Source organism: Uliginosibacterium silvisoli (genome assembly GCF_036017035.1).
Lineage (GTDB): Bacteria > Pseudomonadota > Gammaproteobacteria > Burkholderiales > Rhodocyclaceae > Viridibacterium > Viridibacterium silvisoli.
In genome coordinates, this window is the sequence record NZ_JAYXHS010000001.1 from 771,596 (window position 1) to 784,889 (window position 13,294).

14 protein-coding genes are annotated in these 13,294 nt (G+C 60.7%); 4 read left to right on the top strand and 10 right to left on the bottom strand.

Annotation, left to right across the window (positions count from 1 at the left end; genetic code table 11):
* Positions 1 to 117 precede the first annotated feature (117 nt).
* A complete protein-coding gene (locus VVD49_RS03535; RefSeq protein ID WP_327597745.1) occupies positions 118 to 1,419 on the bottom strand; it encodes a UDP-N-acetylglucosamine 1-carboxyvinyltransferase in 1,302 nt (433 codons plus the stop codon).
* 165 nt (positions 1,420 to 1,584) lie between these two features.
* A complete protein-coding gene (gene polA, locus VVD49_RS03540) occupies positions 1,585 to 4,335 on the bottom strand; it encodes a DNA polymerase I (RefSeq protein WP_327597746.1) in 2,751 nt (916 codons plus the stop codon).
* A 109-nt stretch (positions 4,336 to 4,444) separates the two neighbouring features.
* Here polA and VVD49_RS03545 point away from each other — a divergent pair, with 109 nt between their 5' ends.
* Both VVD49_RS03545 and VVD49_RS03550 read left to right on the top strand, forming a co-directional pair.
* Complete coding sequence (locus VVD49_RS03545) at positions 4,445 to 5,173, top strand: LOG family protein (RefSeq protein ID WP_327597747.1); 729 nt, start codon at positions 4,445 to 4,447, stop codon at positions 5,171 to 5,173.
* A 10-nt stretch (positions 5,174 to 5,183) separates the two neighbouring features.
* Entirely contained in the window at positions 5,184 to 5,390 is a 207-nt protein-coding gene (locus VVD49_RS03550) for a hypothetical protein (protein WP_327597748.1), read from the top strand.
* A 138-nt stretch (positions 5,391 to 5,528) separates the two neighbouring features.
* Here the strand turns inward: VVD49_RS03550 and queE are convergent, their stop codons facing one another.
* The 8 genes from queE to ybgC form a co-directional block, all read right to left on the bottom strand.
* Positions 5,529 to 6,188, bottom strand: a complete 660-nt coding sequence (gene queE, locus VVD49_RS03555) for a 7-carboxy-7-deazaguanine synthase QueE (RefSeq protein ID WP_327598940.1) — start codon at positions 6,186 to 6,188, stop codon at positions 5,529 to 5,531.
* A gap of 75 nt (positions 6,189 to 6,263) precedes the next feature.
* The gene (gene ybgF / locus VVD49_RS03560; protein WP_327597749.1) at positions 6,264 to 7,019 is read right to left on the bottom strand and encodes a tol-pal system protein YbgF; all 756 of its coding nucleotides are present in this window, start codon (positions 7,017 to 7,019) and stop codon (positions 6,264 to 6,266) included.
* An 85-nt stretch (positions 7,020 to 7,104) separates the two neighbouring features.
* A complete protein-coding gene (pal, locus tag VVD49_RS03565; protein ID WP_327597750.1) occupies positions 7,105 to 7,635 on the bottom strand; it encodes a peptidoglycan-associated lipoprotein Pal in 531 nt (176 codons plus the stop codon).
* A 52-nt stretch (positions 7,636 to 7,687) separates the two neighbouring features.
* Positions 7,688 to 8,962: a Tol-Pal system beta propeller repeat protein TolB gene (tolB, locus tag VVD49_RS03570; RefSeq protein ID WP_327597751.1), complete on the bottom strand. Its 1,275-nt coding sequence runs from the start codon at positions 8,960 to 8,962 to the stop codon at positions 7,688 to 7,690.
* Positions 8,963 to 9,020: 58 nt separating this feature from the next.
* Positions 9,021 to 9,860, bottom strand: a complete 840-nt coding sequence (gene tolA, locus VVD49_RS03575) for a cell envelope integrity protein TolA (RefSeq protein ID WP_327597752.1) — start codon at positions 9,858 to 9,860, stop codon at positions 9,021 to 9,023.
* A gap of 13 nt (positions 9,861 to 9,873) precedes the next feature.
* Positions 9,874 to 10,293, bottom strand: a complete 420-nt coding sequence (tolR, locus tag VVD49_RS03580; protein ID WP_327597753.1) for a protein TolR — start codon at positions 10,291 to 10,293, stop codon at positions 9,874 to 9,876.
* 19 nt (positions 10,294 to 10,312) lie between these two features.
* On the bottom strand, positions 10,313 to 10,990 hold the full coding sequence (gene tolQ / locus VVD49_RS03585) for a protein TolQ (protein ID WP_327597754.1): 678 nt from the start codon (positions 10,988 to 10,990) through the stop codon (positions 10,313 to 10,315).
* Positions 10,987 to 11,412 carry a tol-pal system-associated acyl-CoA thioesterase gene (gene ybgC / locus VVD49_RS03590; protein WP_327597755.1) on the bottom strand — a complete coding sequence of 142 codons (426 nt, stop codon included), beginning with the start codon at positions 11,410 to 11,412 and terminating at the stop codon, positions 10,987 to 10,989. Before ybgC ends, tolQ begins: the two co-directional genes overlap by 4 nt.
* A gap of 180 nt (positions 11,413 to 11,592) precedes the next feature.
* Between ybgC and dksA the strand changes: the two genes are divergently transcribed.
* On the top strand, positions 11,593 to 12,000 hold the full coding sequence (dksA, locus tag VVD49_RS03595) for an RNA polymerase-binding protein DksA (RefSeq protein ID WP_327597756.1): 408 nt from the start codon (positions 11,593 to 11,595) through the stop codon (positions 11,998 to 12,000).
* 77 nt (positions 12,001 to 12,077) lie between these two features.
* The gene (locus VVD49_RS03600) at positions 12,078 to 13,262 is read left to right on the top strand and encodes an STAS domain-containing protein (protein WP_327597757.1); all 1,185 of its coding nucleotides are present in this window, start codon (positions 12,078 to 12,080) and stop codon (positions 13,260 to 13,262) included.
* Positions 13,263 to 13,294 lie beyond the last annotated feature (32 nt).

Consider the following 13,294-nt stretch of genomic DNA (forward strand, 5'->3'; position numbering starts at 1 on the left):
CAGCAGAGAGCCATGTACGAAATCAGGCGAAGGAACGCCAGGTGCTTGAGCCCGTGTTCAAAACCAGTTCGTCATCCCGGCGAAGGCCGGGATGACGGCTATTTTGTGTTCGAGAGATCAGGCGCTCTCGATCCACTCCACATCCGCCCCCACCGTACGCAGGTTCTCCACGAAACGCGGGTGCGCGCGGCGGATTGGCGTGGCGTTGCGGATGCGCGAATTGCCTTCGATGCTTGCCGCCACCATCAGTAGCGCAATGGCCACGCGGATGATGTACGGGCTCTCGACCTGGGCCGGGCGCAGTTTGCCGCCACCGAAGGTGATCAGGCGGTGCGGGTCCGCGAGGAAGACGTGTGCGCCGAATTTCGACAGCTCGCTAGTCCAACCCATCGCGCCGTCATACACCTTGTTCCAGAACATGACGCTGCCCTCGGCCTTGACGCCGAGCGCAACGAAGATCGGCAACAGGTCGACCGGGAAGTATGGCCAGGGCGCCGCCTCGACCTTGGTGAGGATGTTGGGCGTGAAAGGTTGCTTCACGCGCAGGCCACCATTCTGCGTGGCAGTCGTCCAGCCGTCCTTGTGCTCGACGGTGATGCCGAACTTGGCGAAAGTGCGGTCGATCAGCGGGAACTGCTCCGGTGCCGAATTCTTGACGATGATCTCGCCGCCGGTAATCGCCCCGAGCGCGAGGAAAGTCGTGATCTCGTGGAAGTCTTCATCAAAGCGGAACTCTCCGCCCTGGAAACTGCTGACACCCTGCACGCGCAGACGCGAGGTACCGACGCCTTCGATCGGCACGCCTATCATCTGCATGAAGCGGCAGAACTCCTGCACATGCGGCTCGCAAGCGGCGTTGGTGAGCGTCGATACACCATTGGCCGACGCACCACACAGCACGAAATTCTCGGAGGTCGTGACCGAGGCGTAGTCCAGCCAGTGATCGACAGCCTTGAGCTGGCTCTCGGTACGCACGATCAGCGAACCGGCACCGCGCTCCACAGACGCGCCGAAGTGCTGGAACACCTCGACGTGCGGATCGATCTCGCGCACGCCCAGCGTGCAACCCTTCACGTCATCTTCAAGACGCGCCACGCCGAAACGCGCCAGCAGCGGCGGCACCAGCATGATGGAGGAGCGCATCTCCTCCGGCAGGCGATTGACCTGTGGATCGAAATGCGTGCGGCTGTGGTGCAGCTCCAGCACACCGGTCGAATAGTCCATCTTCACGTCGGAACCGAGCGACTCGAAGATCTCCAGGATCTTGCGCACATCGGTGATTTCCGGGACACCCAGCAAGCGCAACGGCTTCTCAGTCAGCAAAGTGGCGCAGAGGATGGGCAACACCGCGTTCTTGTTGGCAGAAGGCAGGATTTTCCCGCGCAGCGGGCGACCACCATGGACGATCAGATCAGACATATACGACTCGATTCACTACTTGATTGTTGAACAGGCGCCAGCATGATGTCACACCACGCCCGGTACATGCGCGGCCTGCGGCCGCAAACTTTCTTCACACGACGGAAGGAAATTTCCGCTACCCGCTGAGCGGGAAATCGCCATCCGTACGCGCTCAATGTGCGCTCAGTGGGCTTCATCCCAGCTGGCACCGGAGCCTGCTTCGACCAGCAGTGGCACCTTCAGGTTCGCCACGCCGCTCATGACCTGTGGCAATTCGACTTTCACACGCTCCAGCTCTGCGTCCGGCACTTCGAGTATGAGCTCGTCATGCACTTGCAAGAGCAGCTTGCTTTGCAGTTTCTCCTGCGGCAACCAGTCATACACGGCGCGCATGGCGAGCTTGACGATATCGGCCGCAGTACCCTGCATCGGCGCATTGATGGCGGCCCGCTCCGCGCCCTGGCGACGTCCGGCATTCGATGACTTGATCTCGGGCAGGTAGAGGCGACGACCGAATACGGTTTCGACGTAGCCCTTCTCACGTGCCAGTGCGCGCGTCTCTTCCATGTAGCGCGCCACGCCGGGATAACGCGCGAAGTAGCGGTCGATATAGAGCTGCGCCGCACTGCGCTCGACACCGATCTGCTTGGCCAGGCCATGCGCACTCATGCCGTAGATGAGGCCGAAGTTGATGGCCTTGGCGTAGCGACGCTGCTCGCTGGTGACTTCGGCCAGCGTCGCACCAAACACCTCGGCAGCGGTCGCGCGGTGCACGTCCTCGCCCTTGGCGAACGCATCGAGCAGGCCCGCGTCATCGGAGAGGTGGGCCATGATGCGCAGCTCGATCTGCGAGTAGTCGGCGGACACGATGTGGCAACCCCGCGGCGCGATGAAAGCCGCACGGATGCGACGCCCTTCTTCGGTACGCACGGGAATGTTCTGCAAGTTGGGGTCGGTGCTCGCCAGACGTCCGGTGATCGCACCCGTCTGCGAGAAGCTGGTGTGTACCCGGCCCGTCTTCGCATTGACCGAGCGCGGCAGCTTGTCCGTGTAGGTGCTCTTGAGCTTGGCGAGGCTGCGGTTCTCGAGAATCAGCTTGGGCAGCGGGTAGTCAAGCGCCAGCTGCGCCAGCACTTCTTCATCGGTGGACGGCGCGCCGCTCGGCGTTTTCTTGATGACGGGCAGCTTGTCGCGCTCGAACAGCAGCTCCTGGATCTGCTTGGGGCTATTGAGATTGAAAGGCTGGCCAGCGACGGCGTAAGCCTCCTGCTCGATCTCCATCATGCGCTTGCCCAGCTCGGTACTTTGCTGGGCGAGCAGGAAGGTGTCGATCAGCACGCCGTTGCGCTCCATTGCCCACAGCACCTCGAGCACAGGCATTTCGACATCGCGGTAGACGCGCTGCAGGCCGGGCTCTGGCCCCAGCTGCGGCGTGAGGACGTTGTGAACGCGCAAAGTCACGTCCGCATCTTCCGCCGCGTACTCCGCCGCCCGCGACAGCTCCACTTCGCCGAAACCGATCTGCTTGGCCCCCTTGCCGCAGATGTCGGCATAGCTCAACACCGTCAAACCGAGATGTCGATTGCATAGCGATTCAAGATCGTGGCTCTTGTCGCTCTCCAGCGCCGCCGACTCCAGCAAGGTGTCGTGCGCCACGCCACGCAAGGTGATGCCCTGATTGGCCAGCACATGCATGTCGTACTTGAGGTTCTGGCCGACCTTGAGATGTGTCGCCGATTCCAGCCAGGGCTTGAGCCTGGCCAGCACTTCGTCGAAAGGCAATTGATCAGGCACGCCCGCATAGCGATGGCCGACTGGTATGTATGCCGCCTCGCCCTCGGTCACGGCAAATGACAAGCCAACCAGTTGCGCCAGCATCGGGTCGAGGCTGTCCGTCTCGGTGTCGAACGCCGTCAGCGATGCAGCATTGATCTTCTCCAGCCAGCGATCGAATGCTGCCCAATCGAGGATGCATTCGTAATTCTTGCGATCGTTTTCGACGCGCTCGACCGGCGCCGCTTCGGGCGCGGTCACGGCACGCATGCTCGCCGGTGATGCGCTTGGCGCAGGTGCTGCATCGGCCTGCGCGCTCCCTTCCAGTTCACGCAGCCAGCCACGGAATTCGTAGCGACGGAATTGCTCGATGAGCGTCGCCTTGTCCTGCTCGGTCCAGTTCAGTTCATCCAGACCTTGCGCGAGCGGCACATCGTTGACGATGGTGACGAGCTTGCGGCCGAGCGGCAGGAAATCGAGCGCCTTGCGCAGGTTCTCGCCGACCACGCCCTTGATGTTGTCGGCATTGGCCACGACGTTGTCGAGCGAGCCATATTCCTGCAGCCATTTCACGGCCGTCTTCGGACCACACTTGGCGACGCCCGGCACGTTGTCGACGGTGTCGCCCATCAGCGCGAGGTAGTCGATGATGCGGTCTGGTGGCACGCCGAACTTGGCCAACACGCCCGCTTCGTCCAGCGTCTCGTTGCTCATGGTGTTGATGAGGCGCACATGGGCGTTGACCAGCTGCGCCATGTCCTTGTCACCGGTCGAGATGATGACCTCGTAGCCTTGCTCGCTGGCGATGCGTGACAGCGTGCCGATGACGTCGTCGGCCTCGACTCCGTCCTGCATGATCAACGGCCAGCCCATAGCCTTGACGCAGGTGTGGATGGGCGCAATCTGCAGCGCCAGATCTTCCGGCATGGGCGCGCGCGTCGCCTTGTATTCGGGGTACCAGTCGTCGCGGAAGGTCTTGCCCTTGGCATCGAACACGCAGGCCGCGTGCGTTGCCTTGTAGGTCTCGCGCAGCACGCGTAGCATGTTCAACACGCCACGCAATGCGCCCGTCGGCTCACCCTGCGAGTTGCGCAGGTCCGGCAGGGCATGGAAGGCGCGATAGAGATAAGAAGAGCCGTCGACGAGTAGTAACGTTGGCATGACAGATCACTGATTGGTGGATGACAAGACTGAAGGATGTGTCGCCAGTTTCAGGGCGCATGCCAGACCTGCACACGCAGCACCGTCACTCACCCAACGACCGAAAAACATGAGCTTGAAAAACAAACTTCCGCCGTTCACAGCCCCTTCAGTCGAGACCGAAACGCGTGTGGCCCGTGAGGCCTGGCGGATCCTCGGCATTATGTCAGAGTTCGTCGAGGCCTCTGAACGCCTGCAGGCCATCAAGCCGGCCGTGAGCATTTTCGGCTCGGCACGCACGCCGGTCGATCATCCGTATTACGAGCTGACCGAGAAAATCGCCCGTCTGCTGTCGGATTCGGGGTTCTCGGTGATTTCCGGCGGCGGCCCCGGCATCATGGAAGCGGCCAACAAGGGCGCCTTCCACGGCAAGTCGCCCTCGGTCGGCCTCAACATCCAGCTGCCTTTCGAACAGAGCGGCAATCCCTACCAGGACATCTCGCAGACCTTCCGCCACTTCTTTCCGCGCAAGGTCATGTTCGTGCGTTTCGCCTCGGCCTACGTGGTCATGCCGGGCGGCTTCGGCACGCTGGATGAACTATCGGAAGCGCTGACCCTGATCCAGACCAACAAGGGCCGCAAGATTCCCGTGATTCTCGTCTGCAGCAAGTTCTGGAACGGCCTGCTCGACTGGTTCAAGACCACCCTGGTCGACGAGAAGATGATTGGTGCGAAGGATCTGGACCTGATCCAGGTGATCGACGAGCCGGAAGAAATCGTCGCCGCCATTTTCAAGCACTATGAAAAGCGTGGCTTCGAGCTGCTGCCCGAAGAGCACGAAGCGATACTCAACCTGTGAGCCTCGCGCCATGCGCATTGCGCTCTTGACCTGCACGCTGCTGACTGCCTTGCCGGGCTGCACCGCGCAGTCCTGGTACGCAGGCGGTCAGGCCGGCGCTGAAGCGGAATGTCGCCGCAAGCCGGGCGATGAAATGCAGCGCTGCCTGGAGCGCCTGAAGAAGCAGGATTATCGGGATTACGAGAAGGAACGCTCAAGCGCAAAGCCTGCGTCATAGCAGGCCTGGAACGTGTAGCGAGAGGAGCGAGCGCGTAGCCGGCTAGGCGGCTCGCGCAGAGCAGTGCTCAAGCACGGCGAGCGAGCCCTCTTCTACCCAAATGCCGCCAGATACGTGCGCAGCCCTCTCGCTAGCGTTCTAGCGGCCTTGTTGGTTACCCCAGATTACCTTGTGCAACTGCACCTGCATGCGCACGGCCAGCTTGTCGCGCAACACCCACTCCGCCAGATCGGCCGGTTTCAGTGAGCCCTGCACCGGGGAGAACAGCACCGGGCAAAGCTTCGCCAGCGCGCGCGTCTCGAACTGCTCACGCGCCCACAGATAGTCTGCCTCGTGAGCCAGCACCAGTTTGAGTTCGTCGCGAGGCGTAAGGTGGGCGAGGTTGTCCCACAGGTTCTTGTCGACCTCGCCCGAACCCGGCGCTTTCAGGTCCATGATTTTCGAGACACGTGCATCGACTGCACTGATGTCGAGCGCGCCGCTGGTCTCGAGCGACACGCTGTAGCCGGCATCGCACAACGCGGAAAGCAGAGTCAGGCACGGCTTCTGTGCCAGGGGCTCACCACCGGTAACGCAGACATAGGGCGTGCCATGGCGCGCAACTTCGGCAAGGATGTCGTCAATGTGCTGATAGGCCCCGCCATGAAAGGCATACTCCGTGTCGCACCATGTACAGCGCAGCGGACAGCCCGTCAGGCGCACAAATACCGTCGGCAAGCCTGCCCGACTTGTTTCGCCCTGTACGGAAAAAAAGATTTCGGTGATCCGCAGACGTTCGCCACGGGCCGTGCCCTGGATCTGCTCGTTCGAAACGTCACCCGGAACATCATTCACAACACTTGTCACTTCAGTCACATTTCCCGCTGCTATTGCTCACTTCTTGCTCAGACGCTGCTTGGCGGTCTTCGCTGCATCACTTTTCGGATACTTGCTCACCAGCACTTCCAGAGTCTTGCGTGACGCTTTGGTATCGCCTGCCTCTTGCTGGCAATTACCCAGTCCAAGCATGGCATCCGGCGCAAGAGGGTCGTCTGGCCAGGTCGTCACGACCTTGTTGTAGTAGTCCGCCGCGGTACTGATATCCCGCGCCTGGAACAAAGACGTGGCAGCCCAGTAATTCGCGCCCGGCTGGTTGACGCTGTTCGGCCAGTTCTTGATGAACTGACGGAAGCCGACAGCTGCATCCACATATTTACCGTTGCGTAGCGCATTGACGGCAAGCTCGTAATCGCGCGGCTCTTGCGCAGGGTCCAGTGTCGGCGTGGCAAGCGGCGCGCTCGCGGCGCTCTTGGTCATTTCGGCAATGCTCGCCTCGAGCTTGCGTAGTCGCGTGTCGAGATCGACGTAAAAGTCCTTCTGCCGCTTCTGCGACTGCTCTACGTCATTGGTCGTGACCTCGAGCTGACCGCGCAACTTGGCAATTTCTGCACGCAGGCTGTCGATCTGATTCACCAGAAGGGCCTGGCCACGTGCCGCCTCTTCCAGGCGTTGAGTTCGCTCATCGACGTCTGCGCGCAGCTGATCGATACGTCTGCGTGCCTCATCATCGTCGAACAGGCCAGCATGCGCGGGCGCTGCCAGCAGCGAAAGGCAGAGCAATGAAGCGTGGAGTGCAGATTTTGTCTTCATGCAGGATTCCGTACTTAGAAGGACGACGGGGTGTACGGTGCAAGCACCGGACACCCCGTTTAATCAGGCGCGAACGACGCCAGGATTATTTGTAGACCATATCCACACGGCGGTTTTCAGCCCATGCAGCTTCGTCATGACCGGCATTGCGTGGCTTTTCCTTGCCAAGGCTGACGGCTTCGATCTGCGATTCCTTGACGCCCAGGGTGCTCAACATGGACTTCACAGCTTCAGCACGCTTCTGACCCAAAGCGAGGTTGTACTCGCTGGAACCACGTTCGTCGGCGTTGCCTTGCAGCAAGACCTTCGAATCAGCGTTGCCCTTCAGCCACTTCGAGTGCGCTTCGACCACGTCGAAGTAGTCGAGCTTCACTTCAAAGCTGTTGTAGTCGAAGAAGATATCCTTCTTGCCAAACAACAACTTGAATTTTTCATCATCAAACGGGCCCTTCTTGGCTGCGGCAGGTGCAGCAGGTGCAGCAGGCGTCACCGGCTTGGCTGCGACGGAAGGTGCTGCGGCTGCAGGTGCAGTCGGTGCTGGCTCCTGGGTCGGAGTGGAACTGCAAGCGGACAACACTGCGGCAAACAGGATGCTCAAGGGCAAAGCGATTTTCATGTCTACTCCCATATCTGGTTTCTTGGAACAGTGGCGCTAGGATACCAGCAGATCAGCCGCCGAGCGGGCCCCATGCCGGTTCCCGGATATTTCCGGCACCTTGCAATGGTTTATAGCGGATCTTGCCGTCAACCGAAACGGCCGACAGCACACCTCGCCCCCCCACCTCGGTGGCGTAGAGGATGAGACGACCATTGGGCGCAAAGCTGGGCGATTCATCGCGCGTGGTATCTGTCAGCGCCAGCGTCTGCTGGGTTGCCAGATCCTGCACCATGAGCTGGAAACGCCCATCAATGCGACTGACGTAGGCCAGTGTTTTGCCGTCCGGCGAAACACGCGGCGATACATTGTAGCTACCCTCGAATGTCACACGCTGCGGCTCACCGCTGCCATCGACGGGGATGCGATAGGTTTGCGGTCCGCCACTGCGGTCCGACGTGAAGTAGATGGTGCGGCCGTCCGGAGAAAAGCACGGTTCGGTATCGATCGCCGACGACTTCGTCAGCCGCCGCGCACCGCTGCCATCCACATTGATGATGTAAAGCTGGGACAAGCCGTCTTTCGTTAGCACGATGGCGAGGCGATTGCCATCAGGCGCCCAGGCAGGGGCCGAATTGGAGCCCTTGAAATTGGCAACGACCTGCCGCCGGCCTGTTGCGACCGTCTGCACATAGATGACGGGCTTCTTGAGCGCGAACGACACGTAGGCCAGTCGCTTGCCATCGGGAGACCATGCCGGAGAAATGATCGGCTCGTCATCCGTAAACGCCGAAACGGGGTTGGCCCCGTCATATTCAGCGATCTGCAGCATGTAATTGCGGCCTGACTTCTCTACATAGGCAATCTGCGTCGAGAAAATCCCGGGCACGCCCACCATCTGTTCGTACACGCGGTCAGCGATCCAGTGCCCGGCATTGCGACCCTGCTCGGCGTGAAAAGACAGCACGGCGCTCTTCAATTCCGTCTGTTTGACGACATCCATCAGGCGGAACGTAGCCTCGACGTTGCCGTCAGCCAAGCGTCGTACGTTCGCTCCCAGCAAGATGTCGGCGCTGCGACTGCGCCAGGTGTCCCAGCTTGGCCGCGCAATATCGGCCGGCGGCTGACTACCCGCATCGATGATGCGGAACAGGCCACTGCGCTCCAGGTCGGCCCGAACCACTTCGGATACGGACTTGGGCAGGATCTGCTCACCCGCGAACGGGGTAATGGCAACGGGGATGCGGTTATCGCCCAGACCGGAAATCTCAACGGTCAGCTCGGCACGGGCCAATGCCGGTGTCAGTGCCAGAAGGGAACTGGCCTGAAGAAAATGCCTGCGATGCATGGGGTATCTGCGGAGCATGGAGTCCAATTATATTGTTGGTGCAACAGTCTGCGCGAGCTTAATCGCCGCGTGGCTTAAAAACGAAATGCAAGTCTGTGACAAAAACCTCTGGCCGGCCGGGCTTTGGCAGGGGAGATGCCTTGTTGATGGCGCGCTCCATGGCCTCATCGAGCGCTTTATTGCCGCTGCTCTTGCTCAGTCGCACTTTTCGGACCTCACCTGAGGGCCACAGTTCAATATCGAACTCCGCTTCCGGATTGCCTGGCGGAATGATAGCCACCGAGAGTTGGCCACGCACCTTCTGCGCAATTGCCGCAGCCCACTCGTCGCGCGCCTTGTCATTGGCTCGCCCTGACACCGCGTCCTGCTCCTGCTTCTTGCGCGCATCGGCCTGGGCCTTGGCCTGATTACTGGCTTTCTGGGACTCCAGCGCCAGCATCTCGTTCATGCGCTGGGCTTCCGTCTTGCGTGGTTCGACTTGCGGTTTGACCGGCTCCGCCGGCTTTTCCTGCGGTTTGGGCGGGACTTTTTCGGGCGGCTTCGGTAGCTCGACAGCCTTCCTCTCCTCCGGCTTCGGCTTTTTCTCTACCGGCTTATCGGGCGCCTTCGGCAGGGCAATGTCCGGCTTCTTCTCCGGCGGAGGTTCAACTTCTTTCGGTACGGGCGCTGGCTTGGGCGGCTCCGGCTTGAGCACCGGCACGGGCGGCTCGTAAACCGGGGGCGGCAAAGCTCTTACAAGCTCGACCTGCACTGGCTCGGGCGAACGATGCTGCCATTGCACACCGTAAAACAATACCAGGGCCAGTACGCCATGGATGAACAGGGTCAGTGCCAGCGAGCCCCATTTGCCGGGATCTTCACGGCCATGGAATGCGGGGTTGATGTCCGCTGCGATCACGCGACCAGAACCCTCATTTCCCGGCCTGCTGCTGCACCAACAGACCGACTTTGTTGATGTTGTTACGCTGGAGCAGATCCATGATCTGCATGACAACCTCGTAGCGCACGTTCTTGTTGGCCGAGATCACTACGGGTTGCTCCGGATTCGCGGCCTGTGCAGACTTCAGACGCTCTACGAGCGCATCGCGACTCACGCTGGCCTCTTTGCCGCCGCCAGTTTCCGCATGGTTCTGCAGTGCCAGTTCGCGCTCGCTACGAATCACGACCTCAAGGGGTTGCTGCTTGGTTTGCGAAGATTTGGCTACGCTGGGCAAATCGACCGTACCGGTCGGCATCATCGGCGCCGTCACCATGAAGATGACGAGCAGCACCAGCATGACGTCGATATACGGCACGACATTGATTTCGTTCTTCAGGCGACGCTGACGCATGGCTCAGGCCTCGTCCCGCTCAGCGCAACTGACGCTGCAGGATGTTGGAGAACTCTTCGATGAAACTCTCGAACCGGATCGACAGACGATCGATGTCGTGCGCATAGCGGTTATAAGCCACCACCGCCGGAATCGCAGCAAACAGGCCGATCGCGGTCGCCACCAAGGCTTCGGCAATACCCGGCGCAACGTGTGCCAGCGTGGCCGTACCGACGTCGCCGAGGCCGCGGAAGGCATTCATGATCCCCCACACCGTGCCGAAGAGACCCACGTACGGACTGACCGACCCGACCGAGGCGAGGAAGGCCAGATGCGCATCGAGATCATCGATCTCGCGCTGGAAGTTGGCACGCATTGCACGTCGCGCGCCGTTGATGATGTCCGAAGGCTCGAGCGAACTCTGGCCACGCAGCTTGGCGAACTCGCGATAGCCCGACTCGAAGATGCGCCCGAGCGGGCCTGCGTCATCGCGGTCCTGTGACGCACTGCGATAGAGCGCCGTCAGGTCGCCACCCGTCCAGAATTGGTGCTCGAACGTGGACGTGGCGGCGCGTGCCTTGCGGATGGCGAAGCCCTTGCGAAAAATCCAGTACCACGAAGAAAAAGAAACTGCGATCAGGATGCCCAGTACGCATTTGACGACCAGACTGGCGTTTGCCACCAGGCTGAGGATGGACATGTCTTGGGATAGATTCATGCGGCGGGTTCCAGGAGTTCTCTCAACTGATCAGGCAGGCGGACGGCCTGCTTCTTGTTCCAATCGACACAGGCGATGGTCACTTTTGCAACGAACAGGCATTCCGTGCCGCGCAGGATACGCTGCTCGAAGGTCACGCTGGCGCCACCCAGACGGATGACCTGACTCTGAACCTCAAGCGCGTCGTCGAGTTCCGCGCCGCGCAGATAGTTTGCCTCGACACGTGTTACTACAAATACGAGGCCGGTCTCGGCACGCATATTGCGTTGATCGAGGCCAAGCGCGCGCAGCCATTCGGTTCGCGCCCGCTCGCAATAACAAAGGTAGTTCGCGTAGTAGACAACCCCGGCTGCGTCAGTGTCCTCATAGTAGACCCTGACCGGCCAACTGAACACGGTGGCCGAGTTTTCATGATTTCGCATGAAAGTATTGTACCCTCCCTCACCTTGCCTGAAGGCGCGGCGCCCACAGGCAGCCACTTTCAGGCTAAACCCCGGCACCAGACAGACCGTTACGGCAAGGATGATGACGCTACTGTCAAACCGGAAGAGACTGGGGCAGAATGCCGCTTTTATGTTGGACCTACAGATAGGGGAATGTCCATGGCGCTGACCGAAGCCAAGCTGCTGGCTATGCCGGAGTCGGAGTACATGAGCGACAAGCAACTCACGTTCTTCAAGGAACGTCTGCTTGCAATGCGCACCGACTTGCAGCTCAAGGTAGATGAAACGGTGGAACACATGCGCGAGCAGGAAACGGTTGCCGATCCGGCCGACCGTGCCACCGTTGAAGAAGAACACGCACTCGAACTGCGCACCCGCGACCGCGAACGCAAGCTGCTCAAGAAGATCGATCAAGCCATCGAACGCATCAACCGCGAAGACTACGGTTACTGCGAAGAGACTGGCGAGCCGATCGGCCTGGCCCGTTTGCTGGCGCGCCCGACAGCCACCCTGTCGGTCGAAGCCCAGGCACGTCGCGAACGCATGCAGAAGATGTACGCCGACTGAAGAGTCTGCAAATCGTACCCGGCACGCCACAGGCGGCGTGCCCCCTGTAACCGGACATATCGGCTCAGTACAACGTCATGGCGATGTCTCTCTTTGGCAAGAAACCCCCGGAAAAGGGCAATAGCAGCCCGACCTCCGGTGCGCGTCGCGCCAACAAGGATGAAATCACGACGACCATGGACCTCACCAATCTGGGGGACATGGGGCGGGCGCTGCAGGCCGCCGCCGGCAAGATCCAGGTTTCCGAAGGCTCGCACGAAGAGCACGCAGCGGTAGAAGAAGCTGCCATCCTCTACGCCAATGCCAGTGACGACGGCGCCTGCGCCGTGCTGGAAGCGGCCATCGACGGCGCCATTGGCAAAGCCTCGGAAGAGCTGTGGCTGATGCTCTTCGATCTGTACCGCCTGACGGGCCAGAAGGCATCGTTCGATGCGCGCTCAGAGGCATTCACGCAGACTTTCGAAATCTCGCCCCCGATCTGGGATGAAACCGCTCCGGCGCCAGCCGTCGAGCGCAAGCAATCCTCCGCCCCGGCCGTCAATCTCTCCGGCACGCTGTCGGGCAATGCTCGCCCGCAGTTCGAGCAGCTCGCGCGTATCGGCCAGAAAATGGGCAAGCTGCGCATCGAACTGACTCGCCTCAAGGGCATCGACGAAACCGGCTGTGCGCTACTCAACGAAACACTGGCCGCCCTCAAACGTGCCAAGGTTGAAGTCGTCCTGTTCGGGGCCCCGCACGCGCTCACGTTGATCGAACCAAAACTCAAGGTGGGTGAGAAGACCGACCAGCCTTACTGGATGCTGGCCCTGAGCCTGATCCAGCAGACGGCCGATGCAGATCGGTTTGATCAGGTCGCGCTGGATTACGCCATCACCTTCGAAGAATCACCGCCTTCCTACGAGCCACCGCCTGTGGTCGCGCCGGAAGAGTTGGCCGAAGTTGCTGCGGCAGAGCCCGAGCCTGAAGCGGATGTGGATCGGTTTGCCATGACCGGCGTTGTTTCTGGCAACCAGCCTGAAGCCCTGCGCCAACTCGCGGTGTATGCCTCGCAGCGCACACGCGTCGAGGTCGACTGCACGCAACTCAAGCGCCTCGAATTCGTCAGTGCCGGTGCGCTGTTCAACCAGATCGCGCAGTTGCAGGGACAGGGCAAGCAGACCTTGCTGTTCCGTCCGAACGCGATGGTCGCCGCCCTGCTACGCGTCATGGGCATTGACCAGGTCGCCGAGATCGAGCGGCGCAAAGCCGAAACAGGTAAATGAAAAAGGCCGCAGCGATGCGGCCTTTTCATTGG

Bases quoted from the DNA above. Each gene is read 5' to 3' on its own strand.
- VVD49_RS03600 (WP_327597757.1), top strand. From the start codon at position 12,078: ATGGCGATGTCTCTCTTTGGCAAGAAACCCCCGGAAAAGGGCAATAGC.
- VVD49_RS03545 (WP_327597747.1), top strand. From the start codon at position 4,445: ATGAGCTTGAAAAACAAACTTCCGCCGTTCACAGCCCCTTCAGTCGAG.
- polA (WP_327597746.1), bottom strand. From the start codon at position 4,335: ATGCCAACGTTACTACTCGTCGACGGCTCTTCTTATCTCTATCGCGCC.
- VVD49_RS03535 (WP_327597745.1), bottom strand. From the start codon at position 1,419: ATGTCTGATCTGATCGTCCATGGTGGTCGCCCGCTGCGCGGGAAAATC.
- ybgF (WP_327597749.1), bottom strand. From the start codon at position 7,019: ATGAAGACAAAATCTGCACTCCACGCTTCATTGCTCTGCCTTTCGCTG.
- VVD49_RS03550 (WP_327597748.1), top strand. From the start codon at position 5,184: ATGCGCATTGCGCTCTTGACCTGCACGCTGCTGACTGCCTTGCCGGGC.
- ybgC (WP_327597755.1), bottom strand. From the start codon at position 11,412: ATGCGAAATCATGAAAACTCGGCCACCGTGTTCAGTTGGCCGGTCAGG.
- pal (WP_327597750.1), bottom strand. From the start codon at position 7,635: ATGAAAATCGCTTTGCCCTTGAGCATCCTGTTTGCCGCAGTGTTGTCC.
- tolQ (WP_327597754.1), bottom strand. From the start codon at position 10,990: ATGAATCTATCCCAAGACATGTCCATCCTCAGCCTGGTGGCAAACGCC.
- tolB (WP_327597751.1), bottom strand. From the start codon at position 8,962: ATGCATCGCAGGCATTTTCTTCAGGCCAGTTCCCTTCTGGCACTGACA.
- tolR (WP_327597753.1), bottom strand. From the start codon at position 10,293: ATGCGTCAGCGTCGCCTGAAGAACGAAATCAATGTCGTGCCGTATATC.
- dksA (WP_327597756.1), top strand. From the start codon at position 11,593: ATGGCGCTGACCGAAGCCAAGCTGCTGGCTATGCCGGAGTCGGAGTAC.